Origin of the sequence: Pseudomonas sp. TH06 (assembly GCF_016651305.1) — a bacterium.
Classification (GTDB): Bacteria; Pseudomonadota; Gammaproteobacteria; order Pseudomonadales; family Pseudomonadaceae; genus Aquipseudomonas.
This window is the reverse complement of record NZ_JAEKEC010000001.1, coordinates 1,774,675-1,789,545: the sequence shown is the minus strand read 5'-3', so window position 1 is coordinate 1,789,545 and position 14,871 is coordinate 1,774,675. Positions and strand designations below refer to the sequence as shown.

General features: G+C 59.0%; 15 protein-coding genes. 6 read left to right on the top strand and 9 right to left on the bottom strand.

Annotation, left to right across the window (positions count from 1 at the left end; translation table 11 throughout):
- Positions 1-13: 13 nt before the first annotated feature.
- Complete coding sequence (locus tag JFT86_RS07900; RefSeq protein ID WP_201231680.1) at positions 14-625, bottom strand: energy transducer TonB; 612 nt, start codon at positions 623-625, stop codon at positions 14-16.
- A gap of 179 nt (positions 626-804) precedes the next feature.
- Positions 805-1,434, bottom strand: coding sequence for a flagellar basal body-associated protein FliL (locus tag JFT86_RS07895; RefSeq protein WP_201236355.1), 630 nt, complete (start codon positions 1,432-1,434; stop codon positions 805-807).
- Between the two features lie 225 nt (positions 1,435-1,659).
- Between JFT86_RS07895 and glpT the strand changes: the two genes are divergently transcribed.
- A complete protein-coding gene (gene glpT / locus JFT86_RS07890; RefSeq protein WP_201236354.1) occupies positions 1,660-3,009 on the top strand; it encodes a glycerol-3-phosphate transporter in 1,350 nt (449 codons plus the stop codon).
- Here glpT and JFT86_RS07885 read toward each other — a convergent pair.
- A complete protein-coding gene (locus JFT86_RS07885; RefSeq protein ID WP_201236353.1) occupies positions 2,985-3,653 on the bottom strand; it encodes a gamma-glutamylcyclotransferase in 669 nt (222 codons plus the stop codon). The genes glpT and JFT86_RS07885 overlap by 25 nt on opposite strands.
- A 354-nt stretch (positions 3,654-4,007) precedes the next feature.
- Between JFT86_RS07885 and JFT86_RS07880 the strand changes: the two genes are divergently transcribed.
- Entirely contained in the window at positions 4,008-4,481 is a 474-nt protein-coding gene (locus tag JFT86_RS07880; protein WP_201236352.1) for a sn-glycerol-3-phosphate transporter, read from the top strand.
- Between the two features lie 22 nt (positions 4,482-4,503).
- Here the strand turns inward: JFT86_RS07880 and JFT86_RS07875 are convergent, their stop codons facing one another.
- From JFT86_RS07875 to JFT86_RS07850, 6 genes are all read right to left on the bottom strand, one after another.
- Entirely contained in the window at positions 4,504-5,472 is a 969-nt protein-coding gene (locus JFT86_RS07875) for a CDP-6-deoxy-delta-3,4-glucoseen reductase (RefSeq protein WP_201236351.1), read from the bottom strand.
- Positions 5,472-6,938: a 4-hydroxy-3-polyprenylbenzoate decarboxylase gene (gene ubiD, locus JFT86_RS07870; protein ID WP_034151998.1), complete on the bottom strand. Its 1,467-nt coding sequence runs from the start codon at positions 6,936-6,938 to the stop codon at positions 5,472-5,474. The genes JFT86_RS07875 and ubiD overlap by 1 nt, the downstream gene beginning before the upstream one ends.
- Before the next feature lie 80 nt (positions 6,939-7,018).
- Entirely contained in the window at positions 7,019-8,974 is a 1,956-nt protein-coding gene (locus JFT86_RS07865; protein WP_201231682.1) for an acyltransferase family protein, read from the bottom strand.
- 127 nt (positions 8,975-9,101) lie between these two features.
- Positions 9,102-10,361, bottom strand: a complete 1,260-nt coding sequence (gene rho / locus JFT86_RS07860; RefSeq protein WP_003229334.1) for a transcription termination factor Rho — start codon at positions 10,359-10,361, stop codon at positions 9,102-9,104.
- A gap of 248 nt (positions 10,362-10,609) precedes the next feature.
- Positions 10,610-10,939 carry a thioredoxin TrxA gene (gene trxA / locus JFT86_RS07855; RefSeq protein ID WP_003206727.1) on the bottom strand — a complete coding sequence of 110 codons (330 nt, stop codon included), beginning with the start codon at positions 10,937-10,939 and terminating at the stop codon, positions 10,610-10,612.
- A gap of 120 nt (positions 10,940-11,059) precedes the next feature.
- Positions 11,060-11,767, bottom strand: a complete 708-nt coding sequence (locus JFT86_RS07850) for a FadR/GntR family transcriptional regulator (protein WP_201236350.1) — start codon at positions 11,765-11,767, stop codon at positions 11,060-11,062.
- A 255-nt stretch (positions 11,768-12,022) separates the two neighbouring features.
- Here JFT86_RS07850 and JFT86_RS07845 point away from each other — a divergent pair, with 255 nt between their 5' ends.
- Genes JFT86_RS07845 through JFT86_RS07830 form a run of 4 tightly spaced genes read left to right on the top strand, consistent with a single transcriptional unit; the run spans position 12,023 to position 14,869 of the window.
- Positions 12,023-12,808, top strand: a complete 786-nt coding sequence (locus JFT86_RS07845; RefSeq protein ID WP_201236349.1) for a transporter substrate-binding domain-containing protein — start codon at positions 12,023-12,025, stop codon at positions 12,806-12,808.
- A 21-nt stretch (positions 12,809-12,829) separates the two neighbouring features.
- A complete protein-coding gene (locus tag JFT86_RS07840; RefSeq protein WP_201236348.1) occupies positions 12,830-13,498 on the top strand; it encodes an amino acid ABC transporter permease in 669 nt (222 codons plus the stop codon).
- Positions 13,495-14,145 carry an amino acid ABC transporter permease gene (locus JFT86_RS07835; protein WP_201236347.1) on the top strand — a complete coding sequence of 217 codons (651 nt, stop codon included), beginning with the start codon at positions 13,495-13,497 and terminating at the stop codon, positions 14,143-14,145. Before JFT86_RS07840 ends, JFT86_RS07835 begins: the two co-directional genes overlap by 4 nt.
- The gene (locus tag JFT86_RS07830; RefSeq protein WP_095137640.1) at positions 14,132-14,869 is read left to right on the top strand and encodes an amino acid ABC transporter ATP-binding protein; all 738 of its coding nucleotides are present in this window, start codon (positions 14,132-14,134) and stop codon (positions 14,867-14,869) included. Before JFT86_RS07835 ends, JFT86_RS07830 begins: the two co-directional genes overlap by 14 nt.
- Positions 14,870-14,871: the final 2 nt, after the last annotated feature.

The window sequence follows — 14,871 nt, the reverse complement described above, 5'->3', positions numbered from 1 at the left end:
CTCAGGCCTCAACTCAAAGCAACTCCCGAATCTCCACAGGCAGCAGACTCATAAACTTGCGCGTTGGGCTCTCTCGACAACCTCTTACAATCATCGAAACCCGTTTGTTCATCTTCGCAATCATCGCCAGACGCTGTTCATCCGACAATTGATGCCGGGTGAGTGAATTTGAAAGATAAGCTCGCGTATACGCAAAAATGTTCGAGTCAACCCAATCGAACTCACTCATATTCCCAAGGTTTTCGTTAACCGCCCGGCATTTAACTGTTTTCAGCCATTGGTTGATATGAAGCGGCTGGTCTTCGAGGCGAAAGATCATGGGTGCGACGATTTCCTGCTCTTCAGGTTTCTCCCCTTCAACCACCCAGGGTTTGAACCGCCACTGCGCTATCGCGACTCGAACCGCTTCGGACAAGTCAGGGTGAGTGCTTTCCCGAATCTTGATCTCACCGACCGAGCCATCCGCCCTGGCGATAAAACTGACCCTCACCTCCCCCGTGATGCCCGCACGTTGCAGCATTCGGGGATAAACAGGTTTGGGATTGTTTTCCGGTATCAAAAACATCTCTGAGGCCAGAGCAGAACCTCCGAACGCCAACAAAAGCCAAACAAAAAACCAGCGCATGATCCCGCCCCTTCCTTAGTGATTCGCCCTTCCCGGCAACAGCACAAAGGTTACGGAACAATGACTGATCAATGAATGGCGCAGCTTCTCCGTTGGACGCAGGACATTTCCTAAACCCCAAGCATAAAAAGGGCAAAAACACCGGGCAAAGTGTCTCGGGTAACTTTTCTGACGGACTGTTAGCCTCCGCTAGGGTCAGCAATGTCGCCCGGCATCAGATGTTCCTGAACCTTCTCGCTACGCGACTCAACCAACTGCCCCTTGTCATCAAAGCGCAGAACAATCAGCCAGTCGTAAACATCTACCGGCCATTTCGGTTGGCCGATCAACGCTGGACCATCGCCACCGAACGCCGCGATCAGCTTATTGATGTGCCCGTGATGCCAGGCGATCAGCACTGTTTGCGCCTGATTACTCATGCGCAACTGGGCGACCAGTTTGTCGTAGTCGCCATTGGCATAAGGTTGTTCGATCGGCAGTTGCAGGCGCTGGGACAACGGGATCAGCGTCTGCCGGGGCCGAATGCTTTCGGCACTGTCGGCGGTAGCGATCAGACGCTGCGGCGTAAGCGTCTGGCCATCCAGGTTCAATGGATTGAAATAGTCGGCATAGGCCGCAGCGCGCTGTTCGCCACGAGCATTGAGCTCCCTGCCAACCTCTGGTTTTTCCGCATGACGCACGATCAACACCGTGACATTGCGCAAACCCGGTGCCGCAGAATCCTGGGCGTAACTCAGCGCCAGCACAGAAACGGTGAGTGCTACCGCCACCAACAATCGCGGCAACAACATACGAACCTTCAGGGCCATCATATTTCTCGGTTGAATCAGTCGGAATCACTGATCAGGAGTCTATGACAGCCATCGTCGACCGCGACAAAAACGCCCTGTTCTTACAGCTGAGCGACAGGTTCGTAAAGGAACACGCGAATTCCACTATTTCCGCTGTTTGGTCAATGCGAACCGGTGCTATTTTCGGTAACGAAACTGTAACATTCGCATCCGCAGTCAAAGCAAGAAATTTGGAGCTCTTGAATGTTTGCTTTCTTTCGTCCTGCCGCACATCAGGCTCCTTTGCCTGAAGAAAAAATAGACAGCACTTACCGACGCCTGCGTTGGCAGATCTTCGCCGGTATCTTCTTTGGCTACGCGGGTTATTACCTGCTGCGCAAAAACTTCTCCCTGGCCATGCCGTACCTGATCGACGAAGGCTACAGCCGCGGTGATCTGGGCCTGGCGATGTCGGCGATTGCAATCGCCTATGGCCTGTCCAAGTTCCTCATGGGCCTGGTGTCCGACCGCTCCAACCCGCGTTACTTCCTGCCGTTTGGCTTGCTGGTCTCGGCCGGGGTGATGTTCATTTTCGGTTTCGCGCCTTGGGCGACGTCCAGCGTGACCATGATGTTCATTCTGTTGTTTATCAATGGCTGGGCGCAGGGCATGGGCTGGCCGCCGAGCGGACGGACCATGGTGCACTGGTGGTCGCAGAAGGAACGCGGCGGCGTGGTGTCGGTGTGGAACGTGGCGCATAACGTCGGCGGCGGCCTGATCGGCCCGCTGTTCCTGATCGGCATGGGCTTGTTCAACGACTGGCACGCGGCGTTCTACGTACCGGCCGCTGTGGCACTGGGCGTGGCGGTGTTTGCGTTCATCACCATGCGCGACACCCCGCAATCGGTGGGCCTGCCGCCAATCGAGAAGTACAAGAACGACTACCCGGAAGGCTACGACGCCAGCCACGAAGACGAATTCAGCGCGAAAGAGATCTTCGTCAAATACGTGCTGCGTAACAAAATGCTCTGGTACATCGCCATGGCCAACGTCTTCGTCTACCTGCTGCGCTACGGCGTGCTGGACTGGGCACCGACTTACCTCAAGGAAGCCAAGGGTTTCACCGTGGATAAAACCTCGTGGGCCTATTTCTTCTACGAGTGGGCGGGGATTCCGGGCACGCTGCTATGCGGCTGGATGTCGGACAAGATCTTCCGTGGCAACCGTGGCCTGACCGGCATGGTGTTCATGGCCTTGGTGACCGTGGCGACGCTGGTTTACTGGCTGAACCCGGCCGGCAATCCGACCGTCGACATGATCGCGCTGTTCTCGATCGGCTTCCTGATCTATGGTCCGGTGATGCTGATTGGCCTGCAAGCGCTGGAACTGGCACCGAAGAAAGCCGCGGGTACCGCTGCCGGTTTCACTGGTCTGTTCGGTTATCTGGGTGGTTCGGTCGCGGCCAGCGCAGCGATGGGCTACACCGTGGACCATTTCGGCTGGGATGGCGGTTTCGTCCTGCTGGTGGGCGCTTGCCTGCTGTCGATGGCCTTCCTGGCCCCGACCCTATGGCACAAGCAAATCGCCAGTCAGAGCCGCGAAGCAGTCGCCTGATCGGCTTTTGATTTGCAGCGCTTGAGTCGCGCCTCCAGATTTCGGTCTGGCATGGCGTGACTGCGCAGGGCGTGGGCGGTCTGCTCGACATAATCGCGAGTAGTGCCGTAACGCCCGCAAGCGCTTTCGAACACCTGGCTCAGCACGTGATCCGGCAGGTTGCCGGCATAGCTGGGCAGGTGTCGCTCCAATACAAATCCCAACGCCTGCACCTGACTGCCATCTTCGAGGCGGCAGTTGAGCCAGTGTGGGCGATAAGAAGGGAACGGCATCTCGCGTTTCCACAGCGCATAAAGCGCAGCGTCAAGATTGTCTTCCGGGAGGCGATAGGCGAAGCCACTGCACGAACCGCCACGATCCAGACCGAATACCAGACCCGGCATTTCCGGTGTGCCGCGATGCTCGTGCGACCACAGGTACAAGCCGCGATGGTAGCCATGCACGCGCCCACGCACCCGCTCAACCGCCAAACATTCCGGGCGCCAGATCAGCGAACCGTAAGCGAACAGCCACACGGGACCGCCCTTGTGGCGCGCCATGGTCGACTGCATCGAGACGAGAAGTTGTTCGTGGGTCAACTGCGGCCCCAGATCGAGCCGCGGAGGGTAAGCCAGATTCACAAAAGCAGATTCAATGGCTGTCATGACGGAAGTATTCGGCCCCGCAAGTATTACAAGATGTAAGCACAATTCGCTTGATAGAACATATAGCAGTAACTCTAAAACGAAAAGTGCTAAAGGATGTATGACATGCCCGATAGCGCTAATTCGGGATAATCAGCCCCGGTTATCAGGTTTTATATAGCCTAATACCATTGCAGAAATATCTTAAATACCCGAATGAAATATGCATAAGCCTTCGCTTGTTCAGGTTTCGTTCATGAAGGCGCAGGAAACTTCCTACTAAAATATCGGACTTTCTCTCTTTTCCGTCGCTGAACGCCTACGTATAACGGCCTTCCTCTGGCGCAAGCCATCCCGTTTAACCGAGGCTGCACAATGAAAATCCCAAGACTGCTGAGCGCACTATTGATGACTCAGGCCGGCCAGGCATTGGCAGTGGAAGATGCGCAAGACAAGGGCTTCTGGTATGCCCAGACCAGTGTCTACACCCGGCACTACTCGCCTGACCGCGAACACAATAATCATCAGGATTTGATCGGCATCGAACGCAACCAGGCTTCCGGCTGGGTATTTGGCGGAGCAACTTTTCGCAACTCGTTCCGCCAGCGCTCGAACTACGCCTATGTCGGCAAGCGCTATGACAGCAGCGAGTATCCGATCTATCTGAAAGTCACGGGTGGGTTGTTGCAGGGCTATCGCGGAGATTACAAGGACAAGATTCCGCTGAACCGCTACGGCGTTGCGCCGGTAATCATTCCGTCCGTCGGTACTCACTATGGCCCATTGGCCGCCGAGCTGGTGTTTCTCGGCGCCAATGCGGCGATGGTGACTACCGGCCTGCGTTTCTAGGAACGAGGCTCAAGAGCGCGGCTCAAGAGCGCGGCGCGTAGGCAAAGACGTCGGCGCGCATCTGATGCGCATCCATCCCCGCTTCGACCAAGGCGTCCAGCGTGCCGTAGACCATGGCCGGCGAGCCGCTGGCGTAGACGTGCAGAGGTTTCAGATCGGGGAAATCCTCGCACACGGCTTCGTGCAGCATTCCGCAGCGCCCTTCCCAGCCGCACTGGTCGCTGACGACTTTGTGCAGAAACAGATTCGGCAGCTTCAGCCATTCGTCCCAATGTTCGATCTGATAGAAGTCTTCCGGACGACGCACGCCCCAATACAGATGCACCGGGTGTTTGAAGCCGTGGGCGCGGCAATGCTCGATCAGGCTGTGGATCTGGCCCATGCCAGTACCCGCGGCGATCAGCACCAGCGGCCCGTCGGGCAATTCGGCCAGATGGGTGTCGCCGAACGGCAGCTCGACGCGCACCATCGCGTTGCGTTGCAACTGCTCAATCAAGCTCAACGCACTGGCTTCGCGCGCCAGCACGTGAATTTCCAGATCACGCCCGCCGTGCGGTGCCGACGCCATGGAGAACGCCGACTTCTCGCCGCTCTCGCGCTCGATCATCAAATACTGCCCAGCGTGATAACGCGGCGGCTTGCCCGCCGGCGCACGCAGACGCACGCGCCAGGTGTCGCCGCCTACGTCCCGGCATTCGATGACCTGACAGGACAGGCTGCGCACCGGCAGTTCTCCCAACGCGAGCACACCATCCCACAGCAGGATGCAGTCTTCCAGCGGCTCGGCTATGCAAGTGTAGAACTCGCCGTGATCATGCACCTTGCCGGCCTGCTCGACGCGGCCTTCGACCAGCAGCGCCGCACACACATGACAATTGCCGTTGCGGCAGCTCTGCGGGCATTCGTAGCCCAGGCGCCGCGCACCATCAAGAATCCGCTCGCCGGGCCGTATCTCAAGCACCGCTCCGGAGGGCTGCAGGGTTACACGCATCAATCTATTCCTAACTGATTCCAGATGGCATCGATCCGTTGGGTGACGGCGTCGTCCTTGACGATCACGCGGCCCCACTCGCGAGTGGTTTCGCCCGGCCACTTGTGGGTGGCATCGAGGCCCATTTTCGAACCCAGGCCGGAGATCGGCGAGGCGAAGTCGAGGTAGTCGATCGGCGTGTTATCGATCATCACCGTGTCACGCTTGGGGTCCATGCGCGTGGTGATGGCCCAGATCACGTCGTTCCAGTCCCGGGCGTTGATATCGTCGTCGGTGACGATAACGAACTTGGTGTACATGAACTGTCGCAAAAACGACCAGACACCGAGCATCACGCGCTTGGCATGCCCTGGATACGACTTCTTCATGGTCACGATGGCCATGCGGTACGAGCAGCCTTCCGGCGGCAGGTAAAAGTCGGTGATCTCCGGGAACTGCTTCTGCAGGATCGGCACAAAGACTTCGTTGAGTGCCACGCCGAGGATCGCCGGCTCATCCGGCGGACGGCCGGTGTAAGTGCTGTGGTAGATCGGCTTGATCCGGTGAGTGATGCGCTCGACGGTAAACACCGGGAAGCTGTCGACTTCGTTGTAGTAACCGGTGTGGTCGCCGTACGGGCCTTCGTCGGCCATTTCGCCCGGATGAATCACGCCTTCGAGGATGATCTCGGCGGTGGCCGGCACTTGCAGGTCGTTGCCTCGGCACTTGACCAGCTCGGTGCGGTTACCGCGCAGCAGGCCGGCGAAGGCATATTCGGAAAGGCTGTCCGGCACCGGGGTCACGGCGCCGAGGATAGTTGCCGGATCCGCGCCAAGGGCCACGGACACTGGGAACGGCTGGCCCGGATGCTTCTCGCACCATTCGCGATAGTCCAGCGCGCCGCCACGGTGGCTGAGCCAGCGCATGATCACCTTATTACGGCCGATCACTTGCTGACGGTAGATGCCGAGGTTCTGGCGTTCCTTGTTCGGGCCTTTGGTGACGGTCAGGCCCCAGGTGATCAGCGGGCCGACATCGCCAGGCCAGCAGGTCTGCACCGGCAGCATCGCCAGGTCGACGTCGTCGCCTTCGATGACCACTTCCTGGCACACCGCGTCTTTGACGACTTTTGGCGCCATCGAGATGATCTTGCGGAAGATCGGCAGCTTCGACCACGCGTCTTTCAAGCCCTTCGGCGGCTCCGGCTCCTTGAGGAAGGCCAGCAGCTTGCCGATTTCGCGCAGCTCGCTGACCGACTCGGCGCCCATGCCCATCGCGACCCGCTCGGGGGTGCCGAACAGGTTGCCGAGCACCGGAATGTCGTAGCCGGTCGGTTTTTCGAACAGCAGCGCCGGGCCCTTGGCCCGCAGCGTGCGGTCGCACACCTCGGTCATTTCCAGCACCGGCGAGACGGGAATCTGGATGCGTTTCAACTCTCCGCGCTGCTCAAGCTGCTGCACGAAATCCCGAAGATCCTTGAATTTCATTGACGATGGCACCCTCAAAATAGGCGTACATCCTACCTGCTCTGACGGGCAAACAGCAGCCCGTCAGCGCCCGGCATCGCTCAATTGTGGCTCACACCCAGCAGCAACGGCGCAAACAGCGGGCTCAGTCGGGCGCTGCCGGCGTCCGACAAGTGATCTTCGTCCCGGTACTGCGAATGACCGTTGACCTCGATACTGCAGACCTCGCCCGCGCACATCATCGGTGTCGGATCAATCACATGAACGCCAGGATCGGCAGCGCTCATGGACTCGAACAAAACGCTGATAAAGCGCTGCCGCGCCAGATGCTCCTCAAGGGGACGGCCAAGACCTTCGGCCGAGCGCCCGATCCGCGCAAGGCTGGTCAGGCGATTGATGATGCCTTTGCGTTGCAACGGCACTTCCTTGAACAGCCAGACTTGCACACCCGCTTGCCTCAGCGCTGCCACTCGCGCCTTGAGCGCCACAGCCATGCGCTGTTCGGCCTGGGCAGTATCGTCATGGGGATTGAGCAGAACCTTTTTGTCGCCGTCTTCGCGGCCATACATGTACAGACTCCAGTTGGACGCCAGCACCACATCCTTGATCCCCAGGCTGCGCACGCGCTCCATGGTCTGCTCGTTGAAATCCTTGCAGCGCTGGCGCGGATCATCACTGAGAATCGGCGGACAGGCGCTCATGCTGTACAGCCAGACCGGGCGCCCTTCGCGACGCGCATTGCTCTCGATGGCCGGGAGCAACGCGGCGGTGTGGCTGTCGCCCCAGATCAGTTGAGTGGCCGGGACATCTTCATTGCCACCGACCAGACAGGCCTTGTCCAGGGACTTGTCCTGGGTGACCAACATGCATTTCATCTGCCCGGCCCGCCATTCACGGGACTGTGCGTATTCCAGTGCCTTGCCGGTCAGACGCTGAGGTACACCATCGGCCGAACGGATCGCCGACCCTGTCGCCACCAACACGGCGATGGTCGCCACCGCACCAGCCAACACTGCATTGCGCGAAGCCAGCAGGCGCTTTTCCCGGAACGGCAACTCGACATAGCGCAGGCTCAGCCACGCAAGGCTCAACGCCAGAGCGATCCAGCCGATGGCCTCCACAGGCTGAATGCCGTCGATCGAAATGGCATTGGCGTAGACATAGACCGGCCAGTGCCACAGGTACAGCGAGTAAGAGAGCAAACCGACCCAGACCAGCACGCGCAGACTCAACAGTCGCGCCGTCCAGCTCGCACCTTGTGCACCCGACCAGATCAGCGCCGTCGTCCCCAACACCGGCAGCAGGGCCGCCCAGCCGGGGAATACGGTGGACTTGTCAAAAGTGAACACCGCGACCAGCACCGCTGTCAGCCCGGCGAGGCCGACAACCTGGTACAGCCAAGGGCGCATGGGCTGTTTCGGCGCCGGCGTCACCGCGAGCATTGCGCCGCACAACAGCTCCCAGGCTCGGGTTGGCAGCGAGAAGAAGGTGAATTCCGGCTTGTGTTCGATGTAATGAATGTTCAAGCCGAACGACACCAGCAGTACCGCAAACAGCATCCAGCGCCAATGACGGACATAACGGACCAGCACGGCCATCAGCAACGGGAAGAAAATGTAGTACTGCTCTTCCACCGCCAGCGACCAGGTGTGCAGCAGCGGTTTCAGGTCCGAAGCCGGCTGGAAGTAGCCGTCTTCGCGCATGAACAGAATGTTGGAGATGAACAGCGACTGATAGCGCACCGTTCGTCCCAGTTCGGAATAGTCCTTGGCTGTCAGCAACAACCAGCCCAACGCCAGCGTGACTACCATGACCACTGTCAGTGCCGGGATGATGCGACGTGCCCGACGGGCCCAGAAATCAATGAAGCTGAAACGTTGCGCGCTGATTTCCCGAAACAGAATACCGGTGATCAGGAAACCGGAAATGACGAAGAACACGTCAACGCCGACAAAGCCGCCGCTGAATGTACTGAATCCGAAATGAAACAGTACGACGGGTAAAACCGCCAATGCCCGTAATCCGTCGATATCACGGCGATTGCCAAACGTGTGCATAACCTTTCTTGTCCTTGTAGGTACAAACCGATCCAAACAAGGACACTAGCGCGTATCGAAAGTTATGCAGTGCGCACGCAAAAAAAACGCCCCCTTTCGGGAGCGTTCTTTTTTTACAGCGTGTGTATTACTTGCGCTTCATCGACAAGAAGAACTCGTCGTTGGTCTTGGTCGTTTTCAGCTTGTCGACCAGGAACTCGATGGCAGCCACTTCGTCCATCGGGTGCAACAGCTTACGCAGAATCCACATGCGCTGCAGTTCGTCGTCGGCGGTCAACAACTCTTCGCGGCGGGTGCCGGAACGGTTGATGTTGATGGCCGGGAAGACGCGCTTCTCGGCGATCTTGCGATCCAGAGGCAGCTCCATGTTGCCGGTACCCTTGAACTCTTCGTAGATCACTTCGTCCATCTTCGAGCCGGTTTCAACCAGCGCGGTGGCGATAATGGTCAGCGAGCCGCCTTCTTCGATGTTCCGCGCAGCACCGAAGAAACGTTTTGGTTTCTCCAGGGCGTGAGCATCGACACCACCGGTCAATACCTTGCCGGAGCTCGGGATCACGGTGTTGTAGGCACGGGCCAGACGGGTGATGGAGTCGAGCAGGATCACCACGTCTTTCTTGTGTTCGACCAGGCGCTTGGCCTTCTCGATCACCATTTCGGCAACCTGTACGTGACGGGTCGGCGGCTCGTCGAAGGTCGAGGCAACCACTTCGCCGCGCACGGTGCGCTGCATTTCGGTTACTTCTTCCGGACGCTCGTCGATCAGCAGCACGATCAGATGAACTTCAGGGTTGTTACGGGCGATGTTCGCTGCGATGTTTTGCAGCATGATCGTTTTACCGGCTTTCGGCGGTGCCACGATCAGACCACGCTGGCCTTTGCCAATCGGGGCGCACAGGTCGATCACACGACCGGTCAAGTCTTCGGTGGAACCGTTACCGGCTTCCATCTTCATGCGCACGGTCGGGAACAGCGGAGTCAGGTTCTCGAAGAGAATCTTGTTTTTCGCGTTCTCCGGACGATCGAAGTTGATCGTGTCGACCTTGAGCAGGGCGAAATAACGCTCGCCTTCCTTCGGAGGGCGGATCTTGCCAACGATGGTGTCACCGGTGCGCAAGTTGAAACGGCGGATCTGGCTTGGCGAAACGTAGATATCGTCAGGGCCGGCCAGGTAGGAAGCGTCAGCGGAGCGCAGGAAGCCGAAGCCGTCCTGGAGAATCTCCAGCACGCCATCACCGGAGATTTCCTCGCCGCTTTTAGCGTGCTTTTTCAGCAGGGAGAAAATCACGTCCTGCTTGCGCGAACGGGCCATATTTTCTATGCCCATCTGTTCGGCCAATTCGAGCAGTTCGGTAATCGGCTTTTGCTTGAGTTCAGTCAGATTCATATAGGAATGACGTAATCATTTATGGAGGGGGGAAATTAAGCTTTTGGCTTAATGAGGCCGCGCCGCAGAGAAGGCGACAGGATCGCGTACTTATTCGAAAAGGAGTGCGTCGGCGACGGCTAGCAGGGGGCAGTGGAGAAACCAGTGCGGGGCCGAATGTACCACCTGAGTTTCGGAGCGTCTAGCCCTGAATACGCAAAAAGCCCCGCTAATTGCGGGGCTTTTTTTCAGGCACTTTACAGCGACGCTTAGATGTTGGCGTCGAGGAAAGCAGCCAGTTGCGACTTCGACAGGGCGCCGACTTTGGTCGCTTCAACGTTGCCGTTCTTGAACAGCATCAGCGTCGGGATACCACGCACGCCGTGCTTGGCCGGGGTTTCCTGGTTCTCGTCGATGTTCAGTTTGGCAACGGTCAGCTTGCCTTTGTAAGTCTCGGCAATCTCGTCCAGAACCGGAGCGATCATTTTGCAAGGGCCGCACCATTCAGCCCAGTAGTCGACCAGGACAGCGCCTTCGGCCTTGAGTACGTCGGCTTCGAAGCTAGCGTCGCTAACGTGTTTGATAAGATCGCTGCTCATGGAATTCTCCAGGTTGTAAGCAAAAAAACGTGGCCCATCATATCCGCCCTGCCCCGGTTCAGGAAGCCGCAGATGATTGAGTCTTGCTATGGTGCCCCATGAGTTTGGGTATAGCTCTGGTCACGCCGTGGCGGGGGCGATGAAGGCGATTCCGGTGCGCAGTGCGGCGTTGCGCACGTGCTCCTGCATGGCTTTTTGTGCAGCGCCCGAGGCCCGACGGGCCAGTGCGCGAAGGATCTTGCGGTGCTCCTGCCAGGTTTCCATGGCCCGTTCGGCGCGGATGAACGGTAGTTTCTGGCTCTCCAGAAAGATCTCGGCGCTGGCGGTGAGAATGCTCAGCATCGCCTGATTGCCGCTGGCCAGCAGGATTCGTCGATGGAATTCGAAGTCCAGTTTCGCCGCTGCTTCGAAGTCGCCAGCCTTCAATTGCTCGCGCATCGCCGCCACGTTGTCCTCCAGCGCGTCCAGATCGAACGTGCTCAGCGTCATCGCCGCCAGTCCGGCGGCAAAGCCTTCCAGCGCATAGCGAAGTTGAAAGATATCCAGCGGCGAGGCCTGCGCCGCGAAGGACCAGCCCGGAGCGTTGTCACCGCGCGACAATTCCACCGGAGACTGCACGAAAACTCCTTTTCCCGGCTGAATGCTGACCACGCCGAGGGCACTCAGCGACGACAGCGCCTCACGTAACGAAGCCCGACTGACGCCCAACTGCAACGCCAGATCCCGTTGCGACGGCAAGGAATCGCCCGCGCCAAAACCCTGTTCGGTGATCAGTTTGCGGATCGCTTGCAGTGCCACTTCGGGGACCGCACGGGAAATCGAATTCATGTTTTTCAGACGCGCCAGGCCAATGTGCGGCTAGTTGTAAAGCTATTCGTCGAGTCCGGCAAGTCGTGCCCCAGCGGGGTTCGGTGCGGCGGGCCGATGCGCCATGGCAGTGCGAAAAACAACCTGACTGTTCAGACCAGTAAGACCGAACAAACCCGCTAAAACTGCGGCCTGCCGGGACAAAACCCGCGCATTGGCACGGCGCATGCTCTGTTCGATCGCAGATTTAACTACCCGCCGATCCGGAGATTGTCCATGACCAAGCGTTACAGCGCCCTCCTCGCCGCCCTGTTTTCTTCTCTGTTGCTAAGTCAGGCCCCCGCTCACGCCGACGGTCTGGACGATGTGGTCAAACGCGGCACGCTGAAAGTTGCGGTGCCCCAGGATTTCCCGCCGTTCGGCTCCGTCGGCCCGGACATGAAACCCCGTGGCTTGGACATCGACACGGCCAAACTGCTGGCCGATCAACTCAAGGTCAAACTTGAACTGACCCCGGTCAACAGCACCAACCGCATACCGTTCCTGACCACCGGCAAGGTCGATCTGGTGATCTCCAGCCTCGGTAAAAACGCCGAGCGCGAGAAAGTCATCGATTTCTCCCGCGCCTACGCACCGTTCTACCTCGCCGTGTTCGGCCCGCCAGATGCCGCCATTGCCAGCCTCGACGACCTCAAAGGCAAAACCATCAGCGTCACCCGTGGCGCCATCGAAGACATCGAGCTGACCAAGGTTGCCCCCGAAGGCGTGACCATCAAGCGCTTCGAAGACAACAACTCGACCATCGCCGCTTACCTCGCCGGGCAAGTCGACCTGATTGCCAGCGGCAACGTGGTGATGGTCGCGATCAGCGAAAAGAACCCGAAACGCGTGCCGGCGCTGAAAGTGAAGCTCAAGGATTCGCCGGTCTACGTTGGCGTGAACAAGAACGAAGCGGCGCTGCTGGCCAAGGTCAACGACATCCTGACCACCGCCAAGGCTGACGGCGCACTGGAAAAGAACTCGCAGACCTGGCTGAAAGAGCCGCTGCCGGCCGATCTCTGATCGACTGCGCAGGAGACCCTCATGGCTTATCAGTTCGATTTCTTGCCGGTGCTGGAAAACACCGACCTGCTGCTGCGCGGGGCGCTGTTCACCCTTGAGCTGACGGCCATTGGCGCGCTGCTCGGGGTTGGCGTGGGCATTGTCGGGGCGCTGGTGCGGGCGTGGAACATTCGCCCGTTCTCGGCGATCTTCGGCGTCTACGTCGAGTTGATCCGCAACACGCCGTTTCTGGTGCAACTGTTCTTCATCTTCTTTGGCCTGCCGTCGCTGGGCGTGCAGATCTCCGAGTGGCAGGCGGCGGTGTTGGCGATGGTGATCAACCTCGGCGCGTACTCGACCGAGATCATTCGCGCCGGTATTCAGGCGATCCCGCGCGGGCAACTTGAAGCCGCAGCGGCGCTGGCGATGACGCGCTTCGAAGCGTTCCGCCATGTAGTGCTGCTGCCGGCGCTGGGCAAGGTCTGGCCGGCGCTGAGCAGCCAGATCATCATCGTCATGCTCGGTTCGGCGGTGTGTTCGCAGATCGCTACCGAAGAGCTGAGCTTCGCCGCCAACTTCATTCAGTCGCGCAACTTCCGCGCCTTCGAAACCTACGCGCTGACCACGCTGATCTATCTGTGCATGGCGCTGCTGATTCGCCAGTTGCTCAATTGGATCGGTCGCCGCTACATAAGCAGGAGCCGCGCATGAGCGATTTCACCTTCTGGGACATTCTGCGCAACCTGCTCACCGGCCTGCAATGGACGCTGGCGTTGTCGCTGGTGGCGTTTATTGGCGGTGGCCTCGTCGGGCTGCTGATTCTGGTCATGCGCATCTCGAAAAACACTGCGACAAGCAGCATCGCTCGCACCTGGATCGAGTTGTTTCAAGGCACACCGCTGTTGATGCAGCTGTTTCTGGTGTTTTTCGGCGTGGCCCTGGCCGGGCTCGAGATTTCCCCGTGGATGGCGGCGGCGATTGCGCTGACCTTGTTCACCAGCGCTTATCTGGCAGAGATCTGGCGCGGTTGCGTCGAATCGATCCCGAATGGCCAGTGGGAAGCCTCGTCGAGTCTGGCACTGAGTCCGCTGGAACAACTGCGCTACGTGATCCTGCCGCAAGCCTTGCGCATTGCCGTGGCGCCGACCGTGGGCTTTTCGGTGCAAGTGGTCAAAGGCACGGCCGTGACCTCGATCATCGGCTTCACCGAGCTGACCAAGACCGGCGGCATGCTCGCCAACGCCACGTTTGAACCGTTCATGGTTTACGGCCTCGTCGCCCTCGGCTACTTCCTGCTCTGCTACCCCCTGTCCCTCAGTGCGCGCTACCTGGAAAGGAGACTGCATGCCTCTGCTTAGAATTTCCGCTCTGCATAAATACTACGGCGATCACCACGTGCTCAAAGGCATCGACCTCAGCGTTGAGGAAGGCCAGGTCGTGGCGATCATCGGCCGCAGCGGCTCGGGCAAATCGACCCTGCTGCGCACGCTCAATGGCCTGGAGTCGATCAACGACGGCGTTATCGAAGTCGACGGCGAGTACCTCGACGCCGCCCGCGCCGACCTGCGCAGCCTGCGACAGAAGGTCGGCATGGTGTTTCAGCAGTTCAACCTGTTCCCGCACCTGACCGTGGGGGAAAACGTGATGCTCGCGCCGCAAGTGGTGCAGAAAGTTCCGAAAGCCAAGGCTGCGGAACTGGCGCGCAAGATGCTCGAACGGGTCGGTCTGGGGGAAAAATTTGACGCCTTCCCGGATCGGTTGTCCGGCGGGCAACAGCAACGGGTGGCGATCGCCCGGGCACTGGCGATGTCGCCCAAGGTTTTGCTGTGTGACGAGATCACCTCGGCGCTGGACCCGGAACTGGTCAATGAAGTGCTCGCCGTGGTACGCCAATTGGCCAAGGAAGGCATGACGCTGATCATGGTTACCCACGAAATGCGCTTTGCCCGTGAGGTAGGGGACAAACTGGTGTTCATGCACCATGGCAAGGTGCATGAGGTGGGGGATCCGAAGGTGTTGTTTGCCAATCCGCAGACGGCGGAGCTGGCGAACTTTATTGGCACGGTTGAAGCGACCGCCTGAAG

Excerpts from the sequence above, each read along its gene's own strand:
- JFT86_RS07900 (WP_201231680.1), bottom strand. The coding sequence starts at position 625 with ATGCGCTGGTTTTTTGTTTGGCTTTTGTTGGCGTTCGGAGGTTCTGCT.
- JFT86_RS07895 (WP_201236355.1), bottom strand. The coding sequence starts at position 1,434 with ATGGCCCTGAAGGTTCGTATGTTGTTGCCGCGATTGTTGGTGGCGGTA.
- glpT (WP_201236354.1), top strand. The coding sequence starts at position 1,660 with ATGTTTGCTTTCTTTCGTCCTGCCGCACATCAGGCTCCTTTGCCTGAA.
- JFT86_RS07885 (WP_201236353.1), bottom strand. The coding sequence starts at position 3,653 with ATGACAGCCATTGAATCTGCTTTTGTGAATCTGGCTTACCCTCCGCGG.
- JFT86_RS07880 (WP_201236352.1), top strand. The coding sequence starts at position 4,008 with ATGAAAATCCCAAGACTGCTGAGCGCACTATTGATGACTCAGGCCGGC.
- JFT86_RS07875 (WP_201236351.1), bottom strand. The coding sequence starts at position 5,472 with ATGCGTGTAACCCTGCAGCCCTCCGGAGCGGTGCTTGAGATACGGCCC.
- ubiD (WP_034151998.1), bottom strand. The coding sequence starts at position 6,938 with ATGAAATTCAAGGATCTTCGGGATTTCGTGCAGCAGCTTGAGCAGCGC.
- JFT86_RS07865 (WP_201231682.1), bottom strand. The coding sequence starts at position 8,974 with ATGCACACGTTTGGCAATCGCCGTGATATCGACGGATTACGGGCATTG.
- rho (WP_003229334.1), bottom strand. The coding sequence starts at position 10,361 with ATGAATCTGACTGAACTCAAGCAAAAGCCGATTACCGAACTGCTCGAA.
- trxA (WP_003206727.1), bottom strand. The coding sequence starts at position 10,939 with ATGAGCAGCGATCTTATCAAACACGTTAGCGACGCTAGCTTCGAAGCC.
- JFT86_RS07850 (WP_201236350.1), bottom strand. The coding sequence starts at position 11,767 with ATGAATTCGATTTCCCGTGCGGTCCCCGAAGTGGCACTGCAAGCGATC.
- JFT86_RS07845 (WP_201236349.1), top strand. The coding sequence starts at position 12,023 with ATGACCAAGCGTTACAGCGCCCTCCTCGCCGCCCTGTTTTCTTCTCTG.
- JFT86_RS07840 (WP_201236348.1), top strand. The coding sequence starts at position 12,830 with ATGGCTTATCAGTTCGATTTCTTGCCGGTGCTGGAAAACACCGACCTG.
- JFT86_RS07835 (WP_201236347.1), top strand. The coding sequence starts at position 13,495 with ATGAGCGATTTCACCTTCTGGGACATTCTGCGCAACCTGCTCACCGGC.
- JFT86_RS07830 (WP_095137640.1), top strand. The coding sequence starts at position 14,132 with ATGCCTCTGCTTAGAATTTCCGCTCTGCATAAATACTACGGCGATCAC.